Origin of the sequence: Dorea sp. 210702-DFI.3.125 (genome assembly GCF_020560945.1) — a bacterium.
GTDB classification, from domain to species: domain Bacteria; phylum Bacillota; class Clostridia; order Lachnospirales; family Lachnospiraceae; genus Dorea; species Dorea formicigenerans.
This window is the reverse complement of sequence record NZ_JAJCNF010000003.1, coordinates 31,198-51,293: the sequence shown is the minus strand read 5'-3', so window position 1 is coordinate 51,293 and position 20,096 is coordinate 31,198. Positions and strand designations below refer to the sequence as shown.

Below are 20,096 nucleotides of genomic sequence, written 5' to 3'. Positions count from 1 at the left end.
CCTGTCCCTCGCATCATTTCTTATAGGATATGTTTTTCTCCATTGAAATGCTCCATGATTGCTTCCAGCACCCCGCCACCGATTGCTCTGGCTTTATCCGAAATTGTATAGCAATATTCTTCCTTACATCTGGCATCAATATCTCCACACTTCATGCCAATTGTAACATTTACCCCTGGCTGCAGCATTCCCCGGACAATACCACTCATCAACGCTCGGACAGATTTTCCACCGCTATAAGCAACAATCTGATCTTTTTCCACATGATCACCGATTTTAACCACAGGCTCATAAAGTCCGTCTGCCGATGCACGGATGATCCTTTCAATAGAATATCCTCCTATTTCTGCCGGGATTCCTGTATTCGGAATTGCACAGCCTTCATGGATCACTTTACCAAGATTATGTCCTCTCATAGTCTCCACTACTACGTGGCAGTCTTTTCCAGCGGTAAATCCAGGTCCGACCCCAATTACAAATTCAGCAGCGTCTATCGTTGTTCCCAGATTTTTTTTTGCCAGTATTGCATCTACAACTACATCTGCCTTATACTCTTTCAGATACTTAAGTCCTGGATCCACAAGAAGCGGTATATACCCCTTTTTTATTCTGTCATCTATCTGTTCCGATCCGTCAGTCAGTTTCGCAGTAACATGTTCTACTTCTGCATTTCCTTCATACACTGCTCTAGAAAATGCAATTGTCCGTCGTACAGTCAATGGAACTTTCGTCTCTGTCATAATAATTTCAAATCCGCATTTATATAGGCGATATGCAATTCCTGTAGCCAGATCTCCTGCTCCTCTTATTAAAATTCTCATGCGCCAGTCTTCTTTCCCTTTTTGTTATTAGCTGCTCGTCCCCCGTAGAAGTGCTTTTAACTTAATTCCAGAATTTAATTAAAATAATTCACCATCTTGAAAAACATCTTTATAAATGTCCTGGGCTGCCGCTTCAACGCGTTCCCTGTAAAGTTCATATTTTTCAAGAAGCATATGCCCACGCTCAGTTATATAGGCTTCGCCACCATTCTTTCCACCGCTCATGCGCTCCACGATCTTCCAGCCAGTCTCTTCCTCCGCTGTATGGATGAGCTTCCAGCCTTTACTGTAAGACATACCGGTCTTTGCGCAGGCCTCCCGCACAGAACCCAGACGATCGATCTGAGTCAGAAGTGTTACAACACCCGGTCCAAAAAAAGAACGATTCACTGCAAGACTTACTTTCACATGACCTCGTATCTGCTTCTCTGCAAATATCTGCCGTCTTTCTTCATATTCCTGTGCCGATGTCACCTTCACAAGAATCCCTTCATTCTCAACCTCTATATGCGCGATCCGATAACCGAACTGCTTCCAGAAAGCCGCCACACCGGTACTTCTGACGGTTCCTTCTGCCATCTCTGCACTCTCATCAATCTGTTGTTCCAGTTTTTTGCAGATATTTCTTGCGCATGCCTGACTGGTACAGATCAAGTCGCCAAACATACCTCCATATACTGCACCAAGCAATTCTGCCCGACGCTTCTGCATCATTACCAATATATCCGGTTGAAAAAAAGGGAAACGAATATCTCCGACAAAAATACGTTCGCATGTATCCGATAGATAAGAAAGTCCCTTCAGAACTGCTAATTCAAAGGAATCTGACTCTATATCCAAAAATGTAACCCCGCGACGATGCAATGTCTGCTCTATCTTATCTGCCATTCCATCCCGTGTGACCAGAGCAATGTCTGCCACACCCGCACGTTGATAGCTTACAATCATCTGTTCGAAAATGGTCGGTCTCTTCATCTCAAGAAACTTTTCCATCTCCTCATCTGGTATCCCGACTCCGGCCACCAATATTACTGCGCCTATCTTCATCTGTCCCACCATTTCTAATATGTAATAAAATTATTATAGCAATAACCTCTTATTTGTCAACGAATTTAGCTCTCCCCTAACTTCCCTAGTTCTGGCAAGGTCTTGCTTTCTGACCGTCAATCTTTTCGTTTCTGATCTCACCACTTTTTCCGCCACTTTTATGACAAAGATAAATCTCTCCGATTTCCATAGATTTATCGATGGCTTTACACATATCGTATACAGTAAGAAGTGCCACACTGACACCTGTGAGGGCTTCCATCTCCACACCGGTCTTCCCGGTCACTTTTACTGTACAATAACAGTCAATTGCACATTCCTCTGGTTTCATCTCGAAATTCACACGGCATTTTGTGATTGGAAGAATATGGCACATCGGAATCAGTTCGGAAGTTCTCTTTGCACCCATAATTCCGGCAGTTGTTGCCACTCCGAGCACGTCCCCCTTTCCGACTGTTCCGGCTTCAATCGCATCGTAGACTTCCTTGCTCACCAGGATACGTCCTTTTGCCGTAGCCTCCCGGACTGTGTCATTTTTCTCCGTAACATCGACCATGATTGCTTTTCCATTTTCATCAAAATGTGTTAGCTGCATTTTCTGACTCCTTTCAAATGTGATTTTCTGTAAATTTACTACACATTTTACAAAAATCACTTTTTTTCAATAATGCCTGCTTTTTTCTATGTCATGTATTCCATGATAACACATTTTCTCCGAACTCTGTTCATAAATATTATAGAAAGGCACTGAAAGGATTCTTTGTATGTCTCTTTATAAAAAACGGCACTTTCTGTTGGTTGGTTTTATGTCCGGCCTGCTGATTTTTGCGCTGCTTCTAAGTGCGATTGTTGGTGGAACTTCAGCTTTGGATATGAATTCCCGCTTCGACCGATACGTGGAGGAACTATTTAGGCAGGAGGTGTCTGCGAATACGATCACGCTTCATTACACAGTAAAAGAGCCGGAATCTTATGGAATTCAAAATCCACCTGTCTCTTGTGGATACGCCGGAACAGACTCGGCGCTTATATGTGCTTCTGCGGAAAATGCTCTTGCAAGCCTTCATCAGTTCAAACGAAACAAGCTGTCTGATTATAATAAGCTGACTTACGATATTCTTGAACACTCCTATACCTCTTCTTTGGAAATGGGGCCTTATCTTTTATATGAAGAACCTCTCACACCACTTACCGGTACTCAGGCACAGCTTCCTATTCTTCTGTCAGAATATCGTTTTTATAATACTGACGATATTGACACTTACCTGAAACTTCTGACTACCATTCCCGATTATTTCCAATCTATTCTCACATTTGAGAAAGCAAAAAGCAACGCCGGACTTTTCATGGCTTCCTACGTCGCCGACGACATTATCACGGAATGCCAAACATTTGCCACCATGAAAAATAACTATCTTTATGCCACATTTGATTCTAAAATTGACGCTTTGAATTTGCCTGCTGTAACTTCTGAAGATTATAAGAAACAAAATCGTGACGCCGTTTTAAATTACGTTCTTCCGGCGTTCACTTTTCTTAGTGACGGACTCCAAAATCTTCGTGATACCGGAAACAACAAACGGGGACTCTGTTATCTTCCTGATGGAAAAAAATATTATGAACTCTCGGTAAAAGAACAGACCGGTTCTGCCAGAACCATTCCACAGCTTCAGAAACTTGCACAAAGACAAATTCAAAGTGACCTGCTAACGATGCAGAAATTATTAAACAATTCCAGTTTCCATAAGAACTCTGAAGCTCATTCTGGCTCTGTACAAGGTACCACGCCGGGAGCGGCTTCTGATTTATTCAAAGGTCACGGTACCGAATTTTCTTCTGATGATCCGGTCAACATTTTAAATACGCTGCAAGATAAAATATCCGGCTCATTCCCAGAACCTCCAAAAGTTTCTTTCGAAATAAAATATGTTCAGGAAGCTATGGAAGAATATTTAAGTCCTGCTTTTTACATGATTCCGCCAATTGATAACAGTGGCGAAAATGTCATCTATATTAATCCCGGACACATTTCTGATGACCTGACTCTCTTTACAACTCTGGCACACGAAGGTTATCCGGGGCATTTATATCAGACAGTCTACTACTCCGCCACCAAACACCCTCCGATTCGAGATCTTCTGTCATTTGGCGGATATACCGAAGGTTGGGCTACATATTGTGAAATGCTGAGTTATTACTATTCCCCGCTTTCTCATGATATGGCAACACTTCTCCAACATAATGCCTCCGTCATTCTCGGACTTTACGCCCTCGCCGATATGGGCATCCACTATGACGGCTGGACTCTTGCTGAAACAGTTACCTTTTTCCGAACCTATGGAATCACGAATGAAAAGACAATCGAGGACATTTTTGATCTGATTGTCGCAGATCCCGGCAATTATCTCAAATATTACATCGGATACGTGGAATTTCTGGAATTAAAGAAACTGGCAATAAAAACCTGGGGAGATGATTTTACCCAGAATCAGTTCCACCAATGCATCCTCGATACCGGACCGGCGCCATTTGAAATTCTACAGAAGCAAATTAAAAATGCGTATTAGCGGAAAAGTTTCAGGGGAAAGTTTCAAGGGAAGATTTGACTCATGCGAGTCAAATCTTCCCCTCAATCATATCCAGATATTCTCCTTTATCGATATGCATCATACTTACCTGATTCTGATATCTTCTAAATCCGTACACACTGTCCACATTTCGGATCAAGGACTGCAGCCGCTCGTCCGGTACGCACACGATCAACTGCAATTCCAGTTCTCTTGCGTAGTGCAGGCAGACTTCACTTCGTTCTTTGTCCATTTTGGAAAATGCTTCATCCAAAAGTACCAGTCTTATCTTGGAATCGCGGTTTGTCTGCTGCATATAAAGCATTGCAAATCCAGCCAGAAGTGCCACATATTTCGGATTTTGTCCTTCTCCTCCGGAATCACGTCCTGCCATGTCATCGACCGCATTTTTTTTCACATTTCCATCTTCATCTTCTACTCGTTCATACATACTGAAGGTCAGATAATTCCGGTAATCCACGTACTGCTCCATCTGCTGACGGTGCTGACTTAAGGACTTGGCATCTTCGTCTTTCGGAGGCATGAATTTCTCTGTCAGGCGCAAGATCTGTTGCTCGTACTTCTGATAAAATGTGTCTTCGCCAAGCGTGATCTGTCCGTCGAAACCATCATCGTCCAGCACTTTGCTGTCCAATTCCGGTGCCATCAGCATCTCATAGAACTGTCCATTTTCATTTTCTGCCGGAAGAATATCAATCTGGTAAATACTGTCAGAGAATTTAATCTTTGCCAGCATACGATTGATTTCTTTCCTGTGACGGTATGCCGCTTTGATTTCACCGTGGATCGTCGCGATTACATTTTCACGAAGCGTATGGTAGATCAGATCATACTGTTTCTGAAATTCATCTTTATACTTCGGCTCAAAGTCCTGTCTGCATTGATTCAAAATCCTGTCATAAGAAACATTTTCGTGTTCTACGCCCGTCAGACCATAGGATGGATATGCCTGATTGAACTGATTTCTCGCACGGGTCAGAAGATCACGTACTTCCTCTTCCTGCTTCATCAGCTCTTCAGATTCTTTACTTTTCTTACGTCGGTATGTCTGCTCAGATTGTATCTTTAATGCTTCCTGGACTTCAGTCTGCAGTTCTTCATTCAGCACAAATCCCTGCATCAGGAAATCCATACGATTCTGGAAATTCACAATATCCTGTTCTGCCTGTCCCTGTGTCTTGGCATAGCCCAGTATTTCTTTCTGAAGCTGTTCAGATATCTTCTCACTTTCCCGGATTTTTACTTCTAATTCTGTCTTCTGCTGATTGAGTTCCGCAGTTCTGCTTCCTTCACGAAGCTCTCGCAGTTCCTTCTCCAGCTGATCCTGTTTCTCGTAAAATGCCTGCAGTTCTTCGCCTGCCCCGGCCAAATGCAGAATCTGATCTGTGCTTTGGTTCAGCCGCTCAAATCCCTGGGCTGCTTTCAGGCTTTGCTGCATCTGCTGATCTTGCAATACTTCTTCACTCAGCTTCAGAACCTCATCTTCCATTTCACGAAGCTTTGCCTTAGAAACCTTCGTTCCAATGCAGGCATATTTTTCGTAATCATTTTTCTTCAGATGACGGAAAATGTAATTATTATAGGAATAGCAGTCGGCTGTCACACCATTTCCGGAGGCACGGAGTTCTTCCTCTGTCTCGCATTTGGCAATTCTTCCGAGATAACGGCGCAGGCACTGGTCCACGTATGGTTCTTCTGCATGAACAGCCTCATAGATCGAATTGTCATGAACTTTTGGCTCAGACCTCACAATTGCGGCCGTATCTAACAGATCTACTTCATCAATCCCACCAAGATATTGAAGCTTACGAAATACTTTCGCTGCATCAAGGGCATACTCCGGTGCGGTCACAAGACTGTGTTTCACACGCCCCATACGACCTTCAATCGCATTTTTCCACTTCTCATCTGTAATATCAAAAAGATCTGCGAAAATGTTGACGTGAATGGTTCTTCCATATTGTGTGCTCAGACGGTTCTGTAACTCCTGCCTTGCCTGTTTCAACTCTTTTCGGTACGGTTTGCGGTCGTTTTTCAGATCCTCCACCATTTCCTTTTTCTCTTTCAAATCCTTGCGGTTCTGACTGATTCTTGTACCGATTTCATCAACTTCTTCATTAATGCTCTCCAGCGCGTCACTTAGTTGTTTCTTTAGCTTCTCAATTGCTTCCTTTGAAACATTTCCCGACTTGATCTCATCAATCCTCTGAAGTGCCGGATTGCTCACATAGGCACTGATCTCTTCATCTTCCTCCCAGCGGGCAAGTCCTTTTACAACCTCTCGCCACTGCTCACTGTTGCGGGCCAGAAGCTTGATGGTCTCCTTAAGACTCTTCAGCTCCTTCTCCTTCTGACCATAATCACTGGATTTTAGTTCCGCTTCTACCTCAACAAGTGCGTTCGTAAGCTGTGTCTTTTTCTCATTATTCTCATTCTGCTGTTTTTCTCTGGCACGAATCTTCTCATTGATATCCATAAGATCCTGACTTCTCGCCTCAATCTTCGTCTTGAAGCTTTCAATATCAATATATTTTAACACCTGTTCCACATGGATCTTATCCGCACGCGTCGTCTGAAGTGCCAGATTCTGCCGGCTGATCTCATCCAGAAGATGGATCCGATTCTCCAGGTCTTCCACACGCTCTTTGATCTCACGGTACGCACCAAGCTGGTCACTGATGGTCGAAACCGTGTCCTCCTTACTCTTCGGGAACATATAATCACGGATAAACTGACCCGTTCCATTTGTCATGCGAAGGGCAATCGCACTCTTTTCCATGGTCATCATGCGCCCCGGCTCCACATATCCAAAGATCACATCATAAACCGTTTTCAGATATGCCTCTTTTGACGGATAAAGGCGATTCACATCACCTCGTCCACGATTGTCCGAAGATTCCACCCGCTTTTCCACAAGCTTTCTGAGTCCTGCAATTGTATATGGCACACCTTTCTCCGTCAGATACTCGTCCTCCGGAATTTTCCCGGAATGGCTGAAAAATGTATACTTTCGGATATCGGTATCATTTTTTCCAACTTCGAATGCAACACCGATACAAGTGCTCACCTTCGTTCCGGTGTCAAATATCTCCAGTACGATCTGAGAGCAGAAGTCCTGTCCATCACGATTGTAAGAGCCGTCTTTCTGCGCACCTCGCAGGTAACTGAGCACACTTCGGCGGTTCTTCGCATCGTCCGCCGCCTTATTTAGAAATGTAGCGGAAATACTTCCGTACAGAACGACTTGAATGGCATCCATAACTGTTGATTTTCCAGAGCCACTCTTACCACTGAACAGATTCACATACTCATGGAACTCCATGATCTTGTGGCTGACACCGCCCCAATTATTCATCAGCATTCTTGTAAATATCTTCTTCGCCTGCTTCAACTTCTGCACCGCCTTCCTCATCAACATATTCTTTCATCAATGCCTGAATATCTACACCACTGCAATACAGATTAATTGTGCTGTAAATGTAAATCTTTGTCTGATCTTCTACGTTCTGGATCGCACCCGGCACCTCGATGATCTGATGCTTGCTCATAACATACAGCGCATCTTTCCACTCTGCCATAGTCAGCTTCTCATTGATCAGATTCGTGTTCTTTCCATACTCACGGATCTCCGCCAAATTCGTCACTGTCGCATTCAGACCTTCGCCAAGAATCTTATCCCGATAGATTATTTTAATAAGAAGAATGATCTTCGTAGCCGTCACATTCAAACGTTCCACAGCCACGCCTTCCCCGGTCAGCCTGAAAATGTGTTCCTGTGGGTCATGTACCAGTTCGCACCCAAGTACGGACAAATAGTCTTCTATAAATTTCCGGTGTCTCACACAGATTTCATAGTGAAGGTTATCCCTCGGCGTTAATGTGACCGGATCGTATTTTACTTGTAAAATGCATGTCTGCCGAAACAGCGCGGAAATGGTTTTCTTCAGATTCTCCGCCTCTGTCACAGACAATTCTTCCATATAATTTACCATATGTTTTCCCTTATCCTTGTCTTTCTTGTGTTGCTTTTATTTTACTGCCTATATCTCTTATAGTCTGTATTCTAACTGTTCCAATGCTTTTTCTATCAGTCCTGTTACTTTTCTGTCCAATATCCTAATCATCGAAACCCTCTGATTACTGAGATTTTTTAATCACAAGCTTAGAGAATCTCAGACCATTCTCGTTCTCAAGTTCTTCTCCGACCTCAATCTCTTCTGTTCCTTCCGCAACTTCCGTAGCATCCTGCCAAACAAGAAACAGCTTTTCCAGATCTTCCATGGATTTTACTGTGTCTTTCGTCACAATAAAGTTTCCATCCTGCTCGTTTTGTTTCCGGAACTCTCGGATTTCCTTCTGCGTGTAAAGCGGCTTCAGAACATACTCATTCATTTCTTCCGAATCTGCCTGTTCTGTTACCTCTGTCACCGCCTGCGGTACAAATGCTTCTTTTTTCCGGTCACGTCTCTGATACAGACTCTTTTCGTTCATCACACGGTATGGTTCGGTCAGCTTCATTTTCTGCGACAGCTTGTCCAAAATTTCATCACGTTTTTCACTCTGAGTCAGAAGATTTACAAAGGCAATTGTCTGATCTTCCTCAACCGCGCCTTCCATCAAAATGTACCGGATTCTCGCAGCAGCCCGGCTTGCAAATACAGTCTTCTGCTCAATCAGCATATTGTATCTTCGCTCAATGGCATCGAACTCTCTGGAAATGCGGTACAACATTTCATTCGCTTCGTCACAGAGCTTCACTGCCCGCTCCAGACGGTAACGCTGAATGCTCAGCTTATTCTGCACATTTCGTTCTTCAGACTTCTCCTGCTCCTCTCGCGCCAGCTGAACTTGAATATCCCGGAGCTTTTCCACAAAACCTTCGCGCCTTGTCTCATTTTCCCCAAGATTCTTCTCTATCAGCTCTTTGACCGCTTCCTTGTAACGATAAAAGCTGTCGGTTGTCGTCAAAATCGCATATTTCTGGCTGTCACTATTGTTGATTTCCTTTACAAGAACTTCCTGGATTCCTAAAAAACTTCGCTGGCTCGATAATTCATCAAAATATCCACGCATCCCTTCCTGCATATTTGCCAGCATCTGAAGCAGGGATCTTGACGTATGCAGTGCACTTTTCAGAATGTCATTATTCTTCTCCCGATCCGAACTATATGTATAAAGGTGACTGTACACTGCCAGCACACTCTCACGCTCCTTGCTGTCCTCATCACTATAAAGATTACGGAACAACTCCACATACAACTGACTATACTCCGGGAAAGATACTACATAGCTGTTTAGTGTTTCGTCATAGTCGCGTCTAAGCCATCCCCAGTCTTCAAAATGCCGTAAACTTATCATCGCCATGTTCGACCGCGTCAAAAGCTCCCCTTCCTCATCAAAACGCTCCTCACTCCAGTCTAACGTCATACGGGCAAGCTGCTCATTCATAATCGCCTGACACTCACCCTCAGTCAACCCCAAAAGCGAATACGACTGGCTGCTCTCCTCGTAAACCGCCACAAGAAACTGCATATAGAATTCCATATATTTACTTCCGAATACCTTGTAAAAATCCTTCGGAATCCGACTGATCAGATTCATTCGTTCCTCCTTCACCCACAAACACACGGGATTTGCTCCTATCAGTATACCGAATTTTGCCCCTAAGAGCAACCTTTTGGGGACGTAGTTATTCTGCGTTTTCTACCGTAACTTTTCTATTTTACTACGCCCCCTAGTACTACGCTGGCCGCCAATCCGGCGAGTGTTGCCAGTAATGCCCCTGGCAGTGTGTATCTTGTTTTTGTTACTTTTGCGGTCATGAAGTAAACGCTCATAGTGTAAAATATTGTTTCTGTGCAGGACATGCTGATTGATGCCACTAGTCCCAGATAGGAATCTGTCCCGTACTCTTTGTAGACATCAAGGAGTAAACCTGTCGCTGCGGACGAGGAGAACATCTTTACTATTGTGAGTGGAACTAATTCGCCCGGGAATCCGATATATTGTGTAACTTTTCCAATCATTTGTGCCAGAAATTCCAGAAATCCGGATGCTCTTAGTACTCCGACTGCTACCATAAGCCCTACCATAGTCGGCATAATTTTGATAACGGTCAAAAATCCGTCCTTCGCTCCTTTTACAAATGTGTCATAAACTGGAATTTTCATTGTAATTCCGTAACAGATAATCCCGAATATCATGAGTGGTACAATAAAATCCGACAGGTAAAGAAATAGTTTCAATTCTTGAATTCTCCTTTTGCTTGCCCTATACTATCTGTTGTATATTATGCCGGTGGGATAAAATCCATACCGGCATCAGAAAGGAAGTTTCCGAAATTGAATCTTTTACATAAAAATAATACAAATGCTTTACCAAAAGCAAAATCTACGGACACTCATGACTTTGGTGAGGGCAGCATCTCTGGAAATATTCTGCGTCTTGCAATTCCTATGACGCTTGCGCAGCTCATTAATGTCCTTTACAACATTATTGACCGCATTTACATCGGTCATCTCCCAGACGTGTCCACCCAGGCGCTGACCGGAATCGGTCTGACTCTGCCGGTCATTACAATCATCACCGCTTTTGCCAATCTGTTCGGTATGGGCGGCGCACCGCTTTTTTCTATGGCAAGAGGTGCCGGTGAACCTGCGCGCGCCCGGAAAATTCTCGGCAACTCCTTTTCCATGCTCCTGATTTCCGGCGGTATTCTCATGATTTTGTGCTACCTGTCCAAGCGCCCATTGCTTTACCTGTTCGGCGCCAGTGATATTACTTATCCTTATGCAAATGCATACATCAGTCTCTACCTTATCGGCACGCTTTTTGTCATGATCAGTCTTGGCATGAACAACTTTATCAACGCCCAGGGATTTGGAATGACCGGAATGCTCACCGTCTCCATCGGTGCTGTCCTGAACCTGATCCTTGACCCGCTTTTTATCTTCGTTCTCCACATGGGAGTCCGTGGAGCCGCTCTTGCGACCATCATTTCGCAAGGAATCTCTGCAATCTGGGTATTACATTTTCTAACCGGAAAGAAAGCAATCCTTACACTCTCACTTGCTTATATGAAACTGGACTTCCGATTAGTAAAGGAAATCTGTGCTCTTGGACTTGCCGGATTTATTATGGCGATTACAAATGGATCGGTACAGATTGTCTGTAACGCAACTCTTTCCAGATACGGTGGTGACCTGTACGTTGGAATCATGACCGTTATTAACTCCGTCCGGGAAATCATTACCATGCCGGTCACCGGTCTTACAAATGGTGCGCAGCCTGTCATGAGCTTTAACTATGGTGCCAGAAGACATGCGCGTGTAAAATCAGCAATCAAATTTACAACGATTGTCTGTATCTTATTTTCCTGTTTTATGTGGGCATTACTGCTCGCCTTCCCACGCTTCTTCATTCACATGTTCAACAGCGAACCGGAATTGTTAGCCGAAGGCGTACCTGCGATGCATTTATATTTCTTTGGAATCTTTATGATGTCGCTGCAGTTTGCCGGACAGTCCACATTTACTGCACTGGGAAAAGCAAAACAAGCCGTATTCTTCTCCCTGCTGCGAAAGGCAATCATCGTCATTCCACTGACACTGTGGCTTCCGACTGTAGGCGGACTTGGAACAAATGGAGTCTTTCTTGCCGAGCCGGTTTCCAACTTCATCGGCGGAACCGCCTGCTTTGTCACGATGATCTTTACCGTATGGAGAAAACTGGATGATTCTCTAAAATAATATGACATACTTATTACACAAACCTCATAGTTTTTATAAAGCGAAAACTATGAGGTTTTCTTATGCTCAATTATCTCTGGGCCGGTATGATGATGCTTGGGATTATCTACGCCGCATTTACCGGACGCATGCCCGACATCACCAATGCCGCACTGGATTCTTCCAAGGAAGCAATCACGCTATGCATTACTATGATCGGTATCATGTCCTTCTGGGTAGGGCTTATGGAAATTGCAACAAAAGCCGGCATCATCGAACAGCTTTCTCGAAAGTTGAAGCCACTGATTCATTTCCTGTTCCCAAATCTTCCGGACAATCACCCTGCTGCCACCCACATCACCACGAATATCATTGCTAACATTCTGGGACTTGGCTGGGCTGCGACACCTGCCGGACTGAACGCAATGGAAGAACTGAAAAATCTGGAAGACGACCGCCGCAAATACCACCTCCCGGGAAAAGTGCGCGCTCCCGGAACCGCCAGCAATGAAATGTGCACATTTCTTATCATTAATATATCATCCCTGCAGCTCATTCCTGTAAATGTCATTGCCTACCGCAGCCAGTACGGCAGTATCAATCCTGCTGCCATCGTCGGCCCCGGCATACTGGCGACCGCTGTAAGCACATTAGTGGCCGTGATATATTGCAAATGTAAAGAAAAACCAGATGCTGGACATTAACACAGCATCTGGTCTTGTAAAATTTTTAATCAAGATGAAATTCTTCCAGCAATTTCTTTCTGTATTCAACATCTTTTATAGCTTTCCAAATATCTTCTTCTCGATTTAAGTCATGCAATTTATCATACAAATCATTCACTTGTTCTATACCTTCCTGCCTGCTTTCTTCTCGTTCCTGCCTCATATGTTCTTCTTCATCATATTCAAATATGCTCACTCTTAACACCTCTGCTCTGTTCTTCCTTAAAAACTCCGCAAGAATACCCTTTTTTATACATTCATCAATTGCCTTTTCCACTGCTTCCGGAAATGGCATTTCCTGCTGATATTTGCGGACTGTATCTACAAATTTCACATATTGATATAATGTCGGACTTTTTTCTATCATTTCCTCATTATATCCAGGATTTATATTTACAAACCGAATCTTCAACTCTAAATCTAATTCTTCAGATTTACTTTCATAAGCATCGGATAAACGTAAAACACTTTGTTCCGGCATCTTGTCCCTTCCATTATAGAATACCACAAATCTCGGTTCGGGAATCTTAATTAACTTCCGTCCATACAGATTATCCCCAAATACATACGCCATATAAACGCAGGCCACATATGCCAGATTCCGTAACGGCATGTTCGGATTTGGCGTTGATTGATGTTCGTATAGAACCAACTGTGTTCCCAATATAAATGACACATCATTCTTCATACCCAGATAAACTGCATTTTCCAACGTTGTTATAATCAGTTCGTCTGGATTATCGTACGAAGTTCCATTCATAGCGTTGTAAACTTCCAGTGCAACTTTGGGATCCTTCAGCAACATTCGGAACACCCTGTCTTTGTACTCGCGATTCGGATATCCAAATACTTGCGCCATTTTCTTAAAGGCTTTCTCCATATTTTGTGAGATTCTTCTGTTATCTGTTTTTCTGTCCCTTACTGCTTTCATACTTTTTGTCATTCAGTATCCTCCTTCTTCTGTGTTCGAAAGGACTCTCCTCCTGACTGTTTCTAAGCTTTCTAAGAATCCCTTCTGCTTGTTCATTGTGATAATTCAAGCATTGAAAATTCCTAGAAAATGTATTGAAAATAGAAATGGTACAAACCTTCAAGATCTTAGAAATATAATGCTTGAAAGGATTGTACCATAATTGATATATTATGTCGAGATATTTTTCTAAAATTAATATAGTCAGAATTGTATCTGAATTTACAACTTAACATTTTAATTTTTTTGTAATTCAGTTTACATTCCCACATATAATTTCTTTTTAATAATTGAATAATCGATTATTACATTTATGAATTAAAAAGGAGATTTTATTATGGGAACTTTATTTGTAAACAAAAGCGGTCGTGCCTTTAAAATCACACGAACAAACGGAGGATCTGATGTTATCGGAACACTCCCAGTAAATGCTATTTTTGCATGGACAGATTCCTGGGCTGGAAACGGCGCTGGAGCCGATTATCAGGGGATTTATTGCAACGGTATGTATGGTTGGATTGATGGAGCTACTGGTACCGGAGCATTTACACCTCTAACAGAATGTGGACTGTACAATGTTGACGTAGACGGTGATGGCACTGTTGAAGCTGTGTTCCAGACAAGACGTGCTGCAAAATACTATGACAAAACCGGGAAATACCTTGGAACTGTACCGAAAGGCTATTTTGTTGCTACTTCCAGCAACACTTCCGGTAAGTCTCATCCAAACTTGATGTACGTAGAGCGTTGGGGGGAAGAAGATCCTAGCAATGGACCAATGTTCATGGATACTGGCATGGATCGTTACCCAAGTTTTAGAGACTGCAATATCATCGGCAATCTTTAATAGCATTGCTCAATACAAAAAATAAATGCTATTTAAGAGGCAGGGCGTTATTTTCAACGCCCTGTTTCTAAGAATTATGTTTTGTTCTATTTTTCAATTTCTCTGGTATGGGCGTTTCATAAAATCCCCATCTTGATGGATCTTTACTGGATTTAAAAGCTACTCGTTCTACCAGTGTAATTGTTCTTTTCAATATTACTTTTTTTATCTTTTCTCTCATTCTTTATCTTGTCAATTATCGTGAATAAAAATACTGCAAAAAAAGATAAGAGAATTCCTCCTTTTATCCTCTTATCTTCAAGCAATAAGACAAGCATTATCCATGTCAGTTCTCTCAGTATTACTTTTTTTTTCAATCTTTTTAGTTCTTTATCAATAACAGTTCTTTTATTGGTAATCGCAAAATTAATTAATGTAATTATCCCCATTAAACTACACACAATTAACCAATTTGAAACACAAAAAATTTGAGTGACTTTTTCTAAGCATAACACGATTGTAATATACGTCACACACCCCAATATTTCACATCTCAAATATGTTGATGCATGATATCCTCCTGTCAAAGTCCGAATTGTCGCTAATATTAAAAAATGACATATACTCAACAAAACTGTTTTCGTAATAATTCCTATTACCAATAAAAGCATTATATTAATTGCCGTTGATATTAAAACCTCTATTCCATACTGATAAACATCCTTGTCCTTATTCTTCACTAAATTTTTTTCTACTAATTTTTCAGATATATATTCTGCTTTTTTTTCTATCATGGCATTTATAATGCCATCAATACCTGTCCATATCTACTTTTAGGGATAATTTACATATCAATCATCATCATTTACATCGGCAAATATATATGGGCACAGAACATTTCGTCCTCATAATATTCTACCATACCGCCAAGTCTCTTCACTTGTTCTTCTACAATCAGATGTCCCATGCCATGCTGGTCTTTCTTGTCCTTGGTAGTTTCAAATGACGGGTTTTCTGCCAGTACCGACTGATCAATACTATTTTCTAAAAATATATTTACCTCGTCCGCTTCTCTGGCAATCTGGCAAACGATTCTCTTTTCTTTTTTATTTTTCTCACACGCCTCAATTGCATTGTCCAGCAAATTAAATAAAATACTCCCAACACCCATATCATCAAGGCATTTCACACTTCCTGTAATATTGCATGAAATATCAATCCCTTTTTCTTTACATATAGACATCTTATTATGAAATACTGCATTTATAATCGGACTATCTGAGTATATTGATCTAACCTCTCCAAGTTCTTCTGACACAAACTGTTTTAAATACTCGTCCAAACTTTCATACTCACCTTTCTCAAGTAAATGCTCCATATTCATGCAATGATTCTTATAATCGTGGCGAAACTTTCGCATACTCTCTTCGGAATGTTTCCACTCTTCCAGTTGTCGCTCCTGCTCCTGACTTTTTAACTCTATCAATTGATACAATTGCATTTTTTCATTTTTCTTACTAATCGTTATCATCATATAGATAACATAACCACACAAAGCAATAATCCCCAAAAAAACAATCATAAGCAAAACAACTATGTAATGACTGACACCTTTCTGCGAAACTGCCAGAAAGATGCACCCTTCACTTACTGTCGTAAAACCAATCATTACATTTGTAAGAACAATCTGCTCTTTAGGAAAATGTATTGTCATATAATCCAAATAAGTATATACGCCTTTATATACCAGCCATACTACGATTTTAGATACAATTGCCCCTGTTTGAAAAATCATTCCTTCATTTTCAAGAAAATCAAAAACTGACGTGTTGATAATATAAGCTGTCAATTGCATAACACTTAATGTACAAATGGTGCTTATTATCTGCTCTAAGATACATATCATAAGCTTCATGCCTGCCGTTTTTTTTAAATACAGATAACTAAACAAATATGCTAGACACATATCAAACGCTGCAATAATATTATAACTTCCTGCAAATCTTCCATTTCCCTGTGCAACTATAAACCATATCAGGCAAACACCTATATATAACTGCTTTCGATGCCTCACCCCCTCTTTCCAGCCGAGGCATTTTATTATAAAATCAATCGCCAAAAACGGTTCTACTAATCCTACCAGTTGTCCAATTAAAAAATTTATTATCTCCACTTATCTTCTCCTACCTATCATAAATTGTTCTTTTGTCATTTGTTTGCGGTCTCTGCTCACCGGAATTCTTACGTCACCAACAAGAATAATGTCATTTTTTTCAAACTTTTTGCAGTACTTGAGCGCAACGATATATGCTGCATGTGTCCTCACAAATCCTTTCCCTGCCAGTTCTTTTTCAAAATCCTGCATATTTTTCCGTATACAAAGAACGGTTTGATCCCGCAAATGCACATAAACATGATGTTGACATTTTTCAAAATATACAATATCAGACACTTTTGTATGTATAATTTCTCCTTTTACCTGAAATTCCAACACTTCCTGTTTTCTTTGACGCATTTTCAAAAATCTACTTACCGCTTTCGGCAAATCCTCTTCCAGCCGCTCTTTTCTAATGATTTGAAATGGTCCATAAGAAAACGATTGTATTGCAAGATTGTCATATGCCGTAACCAGAATCACCACTTCATTCCTCTGAATCTTTTCAAGCTCCTGTATGACATCTATTCCACTTTTTATCGGCATATCCAAATCCAATATCACCAATTCGTCGTCTCTGATTATATATTGATTTAAAAATTCTTCCCCATTTTCAAAAGTCCCTACATTTGCCAATAATTGCTCTTGTTCCAGTACTTTCCCCACGATTTTCCTCATCTTTTCCACAGCAACTATCTCATCATCGCAAATTGATATATGTAACATACCTTAAAATCACCTCCCTAATTTTATTTTCCATCTACGATTGTACCATATCAAGTTTTTCTTTGGAATCATTCTATCAAATGCTTTTATATTTGATCTTTTAGTCTCTTCATCAACTGCCTTCTTTTTCGATTAATATACTGTCTGGATACATGTAATAAATCTGCCAGTTCTACATCACTTATTTCCCATACCATTCCATCGATAATATGGCACTCCATAGGACTGCTTTTATCTTTCAATTTTTTTAATTCCAGCTTCCACTCTATTTCAGAATAATCATCTGTACACGTTATATTTGTATTTACATCAATCTGTTCTGAATGCATCCGATACTCATATTCAACGATACTCTTTCTCCGCAATTCATAAAATTTTAATTTGATACCTTTTACAAGATAAGCAATACTTTGTCCCTCTGCATTACACACATCTATACTAACTACTGCCATTATCAAAGCTTCATTAAGTTCTTGAACTGCATCTTCATATTCCAAAGAATACAATTTCCCTGCATATTTACATATAACTGGTTGAAATTTCTGAATTATCCAATTTAGATTCCCTTCTCGGTTTTTTCCAGCCTTGCACTCCATGATTGCCTGGTTTACGGTCTGTTCCATTTTCTTATCCCCCTTTGTAAGGAATAAGAAATTATTTTCAACAAACGCAACACGCTGGTATATTCTGACTATATATTGGCATATGTCGATATATGTCGAAATACGCATTAAAAAAGCAGAAGGCTTTATTTTCTTCTGCTTATCATAAACTGCTCTTTTACCATATTCTTTCTGTCTCTGCTAATCGGAATTTCTGTTCCATCTTCCATAACAATCTGTCCTTTTTCAATTTTGGCACAATATTTCATTGCTACCATATATCCTGCATGAACTCTGACAAGCCCTTTGCCAGCCAGCTCAAATTCATAATCTCGTAAATTCTTTCGAACCTTTACACAACGATGATCTTTCAAATAAATGTATGAATAATTTCGCCGTTTTTCTATATAAAAGATATCCTTTATGTCTACAACTCTTTGTATTCCATCTTCTTTTATTTTCAATTGTGCATTCTGGTCATTTCTTATTCTCAGAAATCTTCGAATTGCTTTTTCCAAATCGATTTCCATTAAATCCTTTCGAACAATTTGAAATGGACCATACATTAAAGACTGTAATGCCAGATTATCATATGCAGTAAGTAAAATAACACGATTATTTTTACAATGTATTTCAAATTCTTTCAAAATATCCAACCCACTTTTTCCCGGCATATCTATATCCAAAATTAATAATTCATCTTTTCGTTCTTTATATCTTTCCGTGAACTGATTCCCGTCTTCGTATGCAACTATTTCCGCTGCCAATCTTTCGTCATTCAAAAGGTCTTTCGTTATTTTTATTGCCTTTTCAATAACAACTGGATTGTCATCACAAACATGAATACATATGTTCTTATTCTGCTTATTCAAAATTATCTAACCCTTTTCTTAATCCATCTACGATACTGTATATAAGTGCTTTTTCCTTCTCTGAACGTACTTCTATCGAAATCGATAATTCTGATGAATTTTCTTCTAAACTATCCTGTAACAAATAATCTACAGAGACATGCAATGTATTCGCGATTTTTACTAACAATGGTAAACTTGCTTTTGTATGACCTGTTTCTATATGTGAAATGTGTTGAACAGAGCAGCCTACTCTCTCTGCCAGATTACTCTATGTAATACCATATATTGTTCTCGCTTCCCGTACGCGGTTTCCGAGTTCCTTGTAATCCATGTTTTCTCCTCCAATACATTTCTACACTCAATTCTATAGATAAGTTGAGTAATCTAAAATGTATTAATAGAGATAGTTTTTATATTTTATTAGCTATATAGTTTAATTCTACTATTTAGCTAAATAATTGTACTATATGTACCAAAACTGTTTCTTTAAAGTCCCTAAGCATGGTATACTTAAAAAAATGACTCTGGAGGTACACAAATATGGAACCGCTTTTTATATCTCAATGGACTCACGATAATCATTCACTATACGAACTGGTGCCGATTTTTCGGAAACATCCCAGTCGTATTTTGCTTATTACTATGCCAATGGTCATTATTATTGTTATCTTCTTTCTTGCTCTTTGGGGAATATTTGGTTTTCAAGATTACACATGGCTTATTCCTCTGCCAGCGGCTTGTTTCTATTTCATTTATGTATTTATAGACCCATATTTAAGAATTCACAATTCATTTAAAAATAAAAATGATTTTGAAAAAATTTCTTTTTATAATGATTCGTTTCAAGTTCAAATATACCACAATAACCAAATTGCTGTATCCTCTACCTATGCATATACATCTATTACCTCTATCACAACAACTACTTCTCTTTATTGTTTTAATATAAAATTAAATAAAAATTATATCATACCCATTATAAAAAATTCTTTTATAGCCGGAAACGAATCTGATTTCATTACATTTTTTAAAAGTAAATCACTGTTTTAATCCAC

Annotated in this window: 20 protein-coding genes; 5 read left to right on the top strand and 15 right to left on the bottom strand. The window is 40.3% G+C overall.

Going from position 1 to position 20,096, the window contains the following annotated elements; genetic code table 11:
* Positions 1-20 precede the first annotated feature (20 nt).
* The 3 genes from yqeB to moaC all read right to left on the bottom strand — a co-directional run bounded on the left by yqeB (position 21) and on the right by moaC (position 2,463).
* The gene (yqeB, locus tag LI164_RS02325) at positions 21-821 is read right to left on the bottom strand and encodes a selenium-dependent molybdenum cofactor biosynthesis protein YqeB (RefSeq protein ID WP_173793716.1); all 801 of its coding nucleotides are present in this window, start codon (positions 819-821) and stop codon (positions 21-23) included.
* A 78-nt stretch (positions 822-899) separates the two neighbouring features.
* Positions 900-1,868: a LysR family transcriptional regulator gene (locus LI164_RS02320; protein WP_227086689.1), complete on the bottom strand. Its 969-nt coding sequence runs from the start codon at positions 1,866-1,868 to the stop codon at positions 900-902.
* 85 nt (positions 1,869-1,953) lie between these two features.
* A complete protein-coding gene (gene moaC, locus LI164_RS02315; RefSeq protein WP_005338187.1) occupies positions 1,954-2,463 on the bottom strand; it encodes a cyclic pyranopterin monophosphate synthase MoaC in 510 nt (169 codons plus the stop codon).
* Between the two features lie 169 nt (positions 2,464-2,632).
* Here moaC and LI164_RS02310 point away from each other — a divergent pair, with 169 nt between their 5' ends.
* Positions 2,633-4,435 (top strand): DUF885 domain-containing protein, encoded by a 1,803-nt coding sequence (locus LI164_RS02310; RefSeq protein WP_227086688.1) that lies wholly within the window; start codon positions 2,633-2,635, stop codon positions 4,433-4,435.
* 49 nt (positions 4,436-4,484) lie between these two features.
* On the opposite strand, the gene LI164_RS02305 is transcribed toward LI164_RS02310, so the two are convergent.
* The 4 genes from LI164_RS02305 to LI164_RS02290 all read right to left on the bottom strand — a co-directional run bounded on the left by LI164_RS02305 (position 4,485) and on the right by LI164_RS02290 (position 10,701).
* Complete coding sequence (locus LI164_RS02305; RefSeq protein WP_304515597.1) at positions 4,485-7,847, bottom strand: SbcC/MukB-like Walker B domain-containing protein; 3,363 nt, start codon at positions 7,845-7,847, stop codon at positions 4,485-4,487.
* Positions 7,804-8,448: a DUF4194 domain-containing protein gene (locus LI164_RS02300; RefSeq protein WP_040015366.1), complete on the bottom strand. Its 645-nt coding sequence runs from the start codon at positions 8,446-8,448 to the stop codon at positions 7,804-7,806. The genes LI164_RS02305 and LI164_RS02300 overlap by 44 nt, the downstream gene beginning before the upstream one ends.
* 145 nt (positions 8,449-8,593) lie before the next feature.
* Positions 8,594-10,057 carry a Wadjet anti-phage system protein JetA family protein gene (locus tag LI164_RS02295; protein WP_117657430.1) on the bottom strand — a complete coding sequence of 488 codons (1,464 nt, stop codon included), beginning with the start codon at positions 10,055-10,057 and terminating at the stop codon, positions 8,594-8,596.
* Positions 10,058-10,173: 116 nt separating this feature from the next.
* On the bottom strand, positions 10,174-10,701 hold the full coding sequence (locus LI164_RS02290; protein ID WP_029731002.1) for a spore maturation protein: 528 nt from the start codon (positions 10,699-10,701) through the stop codon (positions 10,174-10,176).
* Positions 10,702-10,797: 96 nt separating this feature from the next.
* On the opposite strand from LI164_RS02290, the gene LI164_RS02285 reads away from it, so the two are divergent.
* Positions 10,798-12,204, top strand: a complete 1,407-nt coding sequence (locus LI164_RS02285) for an MATE family efflux transporter (protein ID WP_227086687.1) — start codon at positions 10,798-10,800, stop codon at positions 12,202-12,204.
* Positions 12,205-12,266: 62 nt separating this feature from the next.
* The gene (locus tag LI164_RS02280) at positions 12,267-12,887 is read left to right on the top strand and encodes a nucleoside recognition domain-containing protein (protein WP_173790491.1); all 621 of its coding nucleotides are present in this window, start codon (positions 12,267-12,269) and stop codon (positions 12,885-12,887) included.
* Between the two features lie 25 nt (positions 12,888-12,912).
* Here the strand turns inward: LI164_RS02280 and LI164_RS02275 are convergent, their stop codons facing one another.
* Positions 12,913-13,851: a hypothetical protein gene (locus tag LI164_RS02275; RefSeq protein WP_227086686.1), complete on the bottom strand. Its 939-nt coding sequence runs from the start codon at positions 13,849-13,851 to the stop codon at positions 12,913-12,915.
* Positions 13,852-14,215: 364 nt separating this feature from the next.
* Here LI164_RS02275 and LI164_RS02270 point away from each other — a divergent pair, with 364 nt between their 5' ends.
* Positions 14,216-14,725: a hypothetical protein gene (locus tag LI164_RS02270; protein ID WP_005338202.1), complete on the top strand. Its 510-nt coding sequence runs from the start codon at positions 14,216-14,218 to the stop codon at positions 14,723-14,725.
* A gap of 67 nt (positions 14,726-14,792) precedes the next feature.
* On the opposite strand, the gene LI164_RS16485 is transcribed toward LI164_RS02270, so the two are convergent.
* From LI164_RS16485 to LI164_RS16480, 7 genes are all read right to left on the bottom strand, one after another.
* Positions 14,793-14,945, bottom strand: coding sequence for a cyclic lactone autoinducer peptide (locus LI164_RS16485; RefSeq protein ID WP_081472126.1), 153 nt, complete (start codon positions 14,943-14,945; stop codon positions 14,793-14,795).
* A complete protein-coding gene (locus LI164_RS02260; protein WP_173786583.1) occupies positions 14,878-15,498 on the bottom strand; it encodes an accessory gene regulator ArgB-like protein in 621 nt (206 codons plus the stop codon). Before LI164_RS02260 ends, LI164_RS16485 begins: the two co-directional genes overlap by 68 nt.
* A 71-nt stretch (positions 15,499-15,569) precedes the next feature.
* The gene (locus LI164_RS02255; RefSeq protein WP_227086685.1) at positions 15,570-16,877 is read right to left on the bottom strand and encodes a GHKL domain-containing protein; all 1,308 of its coding nucleotides are present in this window, start codon (positions 16,875-16,877) and stop codon (positions 15,570-15,572) included.
* Positions 16,878-17,585 carry a LytTR family DNA-binding domain-containing protein gene (locus LI164_RS02250; RefSeq protein WP_173786584.1) on the bottom strand — a complete coding sequence of 236 codons (708 nt, stop codon included), beginning with the start codon at positions 17,583-17,585 and terminating at the stop codon, positions 16,878-16,880.
* An 86-nt stretch (positions 17,586-17,671) separates the two neighbouring features.
* Complete coding sequence (locus LI164_RS02245) at positions 17,672-18,208, bottom strand: hypothetical protein (RefSeq protein ID WP_119209776.1); 537 nt, start codon at positions 18,206-18,208, stop codon at positions 17,672-17,674.
* 125 nt (positions 18,209-18,333) lie between these two features.
* Complete coding sequence (locus LI164_RS02240; RefSeq protein WP_173793710.1) at positions 18,334-19,059, bottom strand: LytTR family DNA-binding domain-containing protein; 726 nt, start codon at positions 19,057-19,059, stop codon at positions 18,334-18,336.
* Entirely contained in the window at positions 19,052-19,303 is a 252-nt protein-coding gene (locus tag LI164_RS16480; RefSeq protein ID WP_173793739.1) for a helix-turn-helix transcriptional regulator, read from the bottom strand. Before LI164_RS16480 ends, LI164_RS02240 begins: the two co-directional genes overlap by 8 nt.
* Positions 19,304-19,581: 278 nt before the next feature.
* Between LI164_RS16480 and LI164_RS02230 the strand changes: the two genes are divergently transcribed.
* Positions 19,582-20,091 carry a hypothetical protein gene (locus LI164_RS02230; RefSeq protein WP_173793709.1) on the top strand — a complete coding sequence of 170 codons (510 nt, stop codon included), beginning with the start codon at positions 19,582-19,584 and terminating at the stop codon, positions 20,089-20,091.
* Positions 20,092-20,096 lie beyond the last annotated feature (5 nt).

What these genes read in the sequence shown, in the direction of transcription:
- yqeB (WP_173793716.1), bottom strand. Translation starts at nt 821, where the DNA reads ATGAGAATTTTAATAAGAGGAGCAGGAGATCTGGCTACAGGAATTGCA.
- LI164_RS02320 (WP_227086689.1), bottom strand. Translation starts at nt 1,868, where the DNA reads ATGAAGATAGGCGCAGTAATATTGGTGGCCGGAGTCGGGATACCAGAT.
- moaC (WP_005338187.1), bottom strand. Translation starts at nt 2,463, where the DNA reads ATGCAGCTAACACATTTTGATGAAAATGGAAAAGCAATCATGGTCGAT.
- LI164_RS02310 (WP_227086688.1), top strand. Translation starts at nt 2,633, where the DNA reads ATGTCTCTTTATAAAAAACGGCACTTTCTGTTGGTTGGTTTTATGTCC.
- LI164_RS02300 (WP_040015366.1), bottom strand. Translation starts at nt 8,448, where the DNA reads ATGGTAAATTATATGGAAGAATTGTCTGTGACAGAGGCGGAGAATCTG.
- LI164_RS02295 (WP_117657430.1), bottom strand. Translation starts at nt 10,057, where the DNA reads ATGAATCTGATCAGTCGGATTCCGAAGGATTTTTACAAGGTATTCGGA.
- LI164_RS02280 (WP_173790491.1), top strand. Translation starts at nt 12,267, where the DNA reads ATGCTCAATTATCTCTGGGCCGGTATGATGATGCTTGGGATTATCTAC.
- LI164_RS02275 (WP_227086686.1), bottom strand. Translation starts at nt 13,851, where the DNA reads ATGACAAAAAGTATGAAAGCAGTAAGGGACAGAAAAACAGATAACAGA.
- LI164_RS02270 (WP_005338202.1), top strand. Translation starts at nt 14,216, where the DNA reads ATGGGAACTTTATTTGTAAACAAAAGCGGTCGTGCCTTTAAAATCACA.
- LI164_RS16485 (WP_081472126.1), bottom strand. Translation starts at nt 14,945, where the DNA reads ATGAGAGAAAAGATAAAAAAAGTAATATTGAAAAGAACAATTACACTG.
- LI164_RS02260 (WP_173786583.1), bottom strand. Translation starts at nt 15,498, where the DNA reads ATGATAGAAAAAAAAGCAGAATATATATCTGAAAAATTAGTAGAAAAA.
- LI164_RS02250 (WP_173786584.1), bottom strand. Translation starts at nt 17,585, where the DNA reads ATGTTACATATATCAATTTGCGATGATGAGATAGTTGCTGTGGAAAAG.
- LI164_RS02245 (WP_119209776.1), bottom strand. Translation starts at nt 18,208, where the DNA reads ATGGAACAGACCGTAAACCAGGCAATCATGGAGTGCAAGGCTGGAAAA.
- LI164_RS02230 (WP_173793709.1), top strand. Translation starts at nt 19,582, where the DNA reads ATGGAACCGCTTTTTATATCTCAATGGACTCACGATAATCATTCACTA.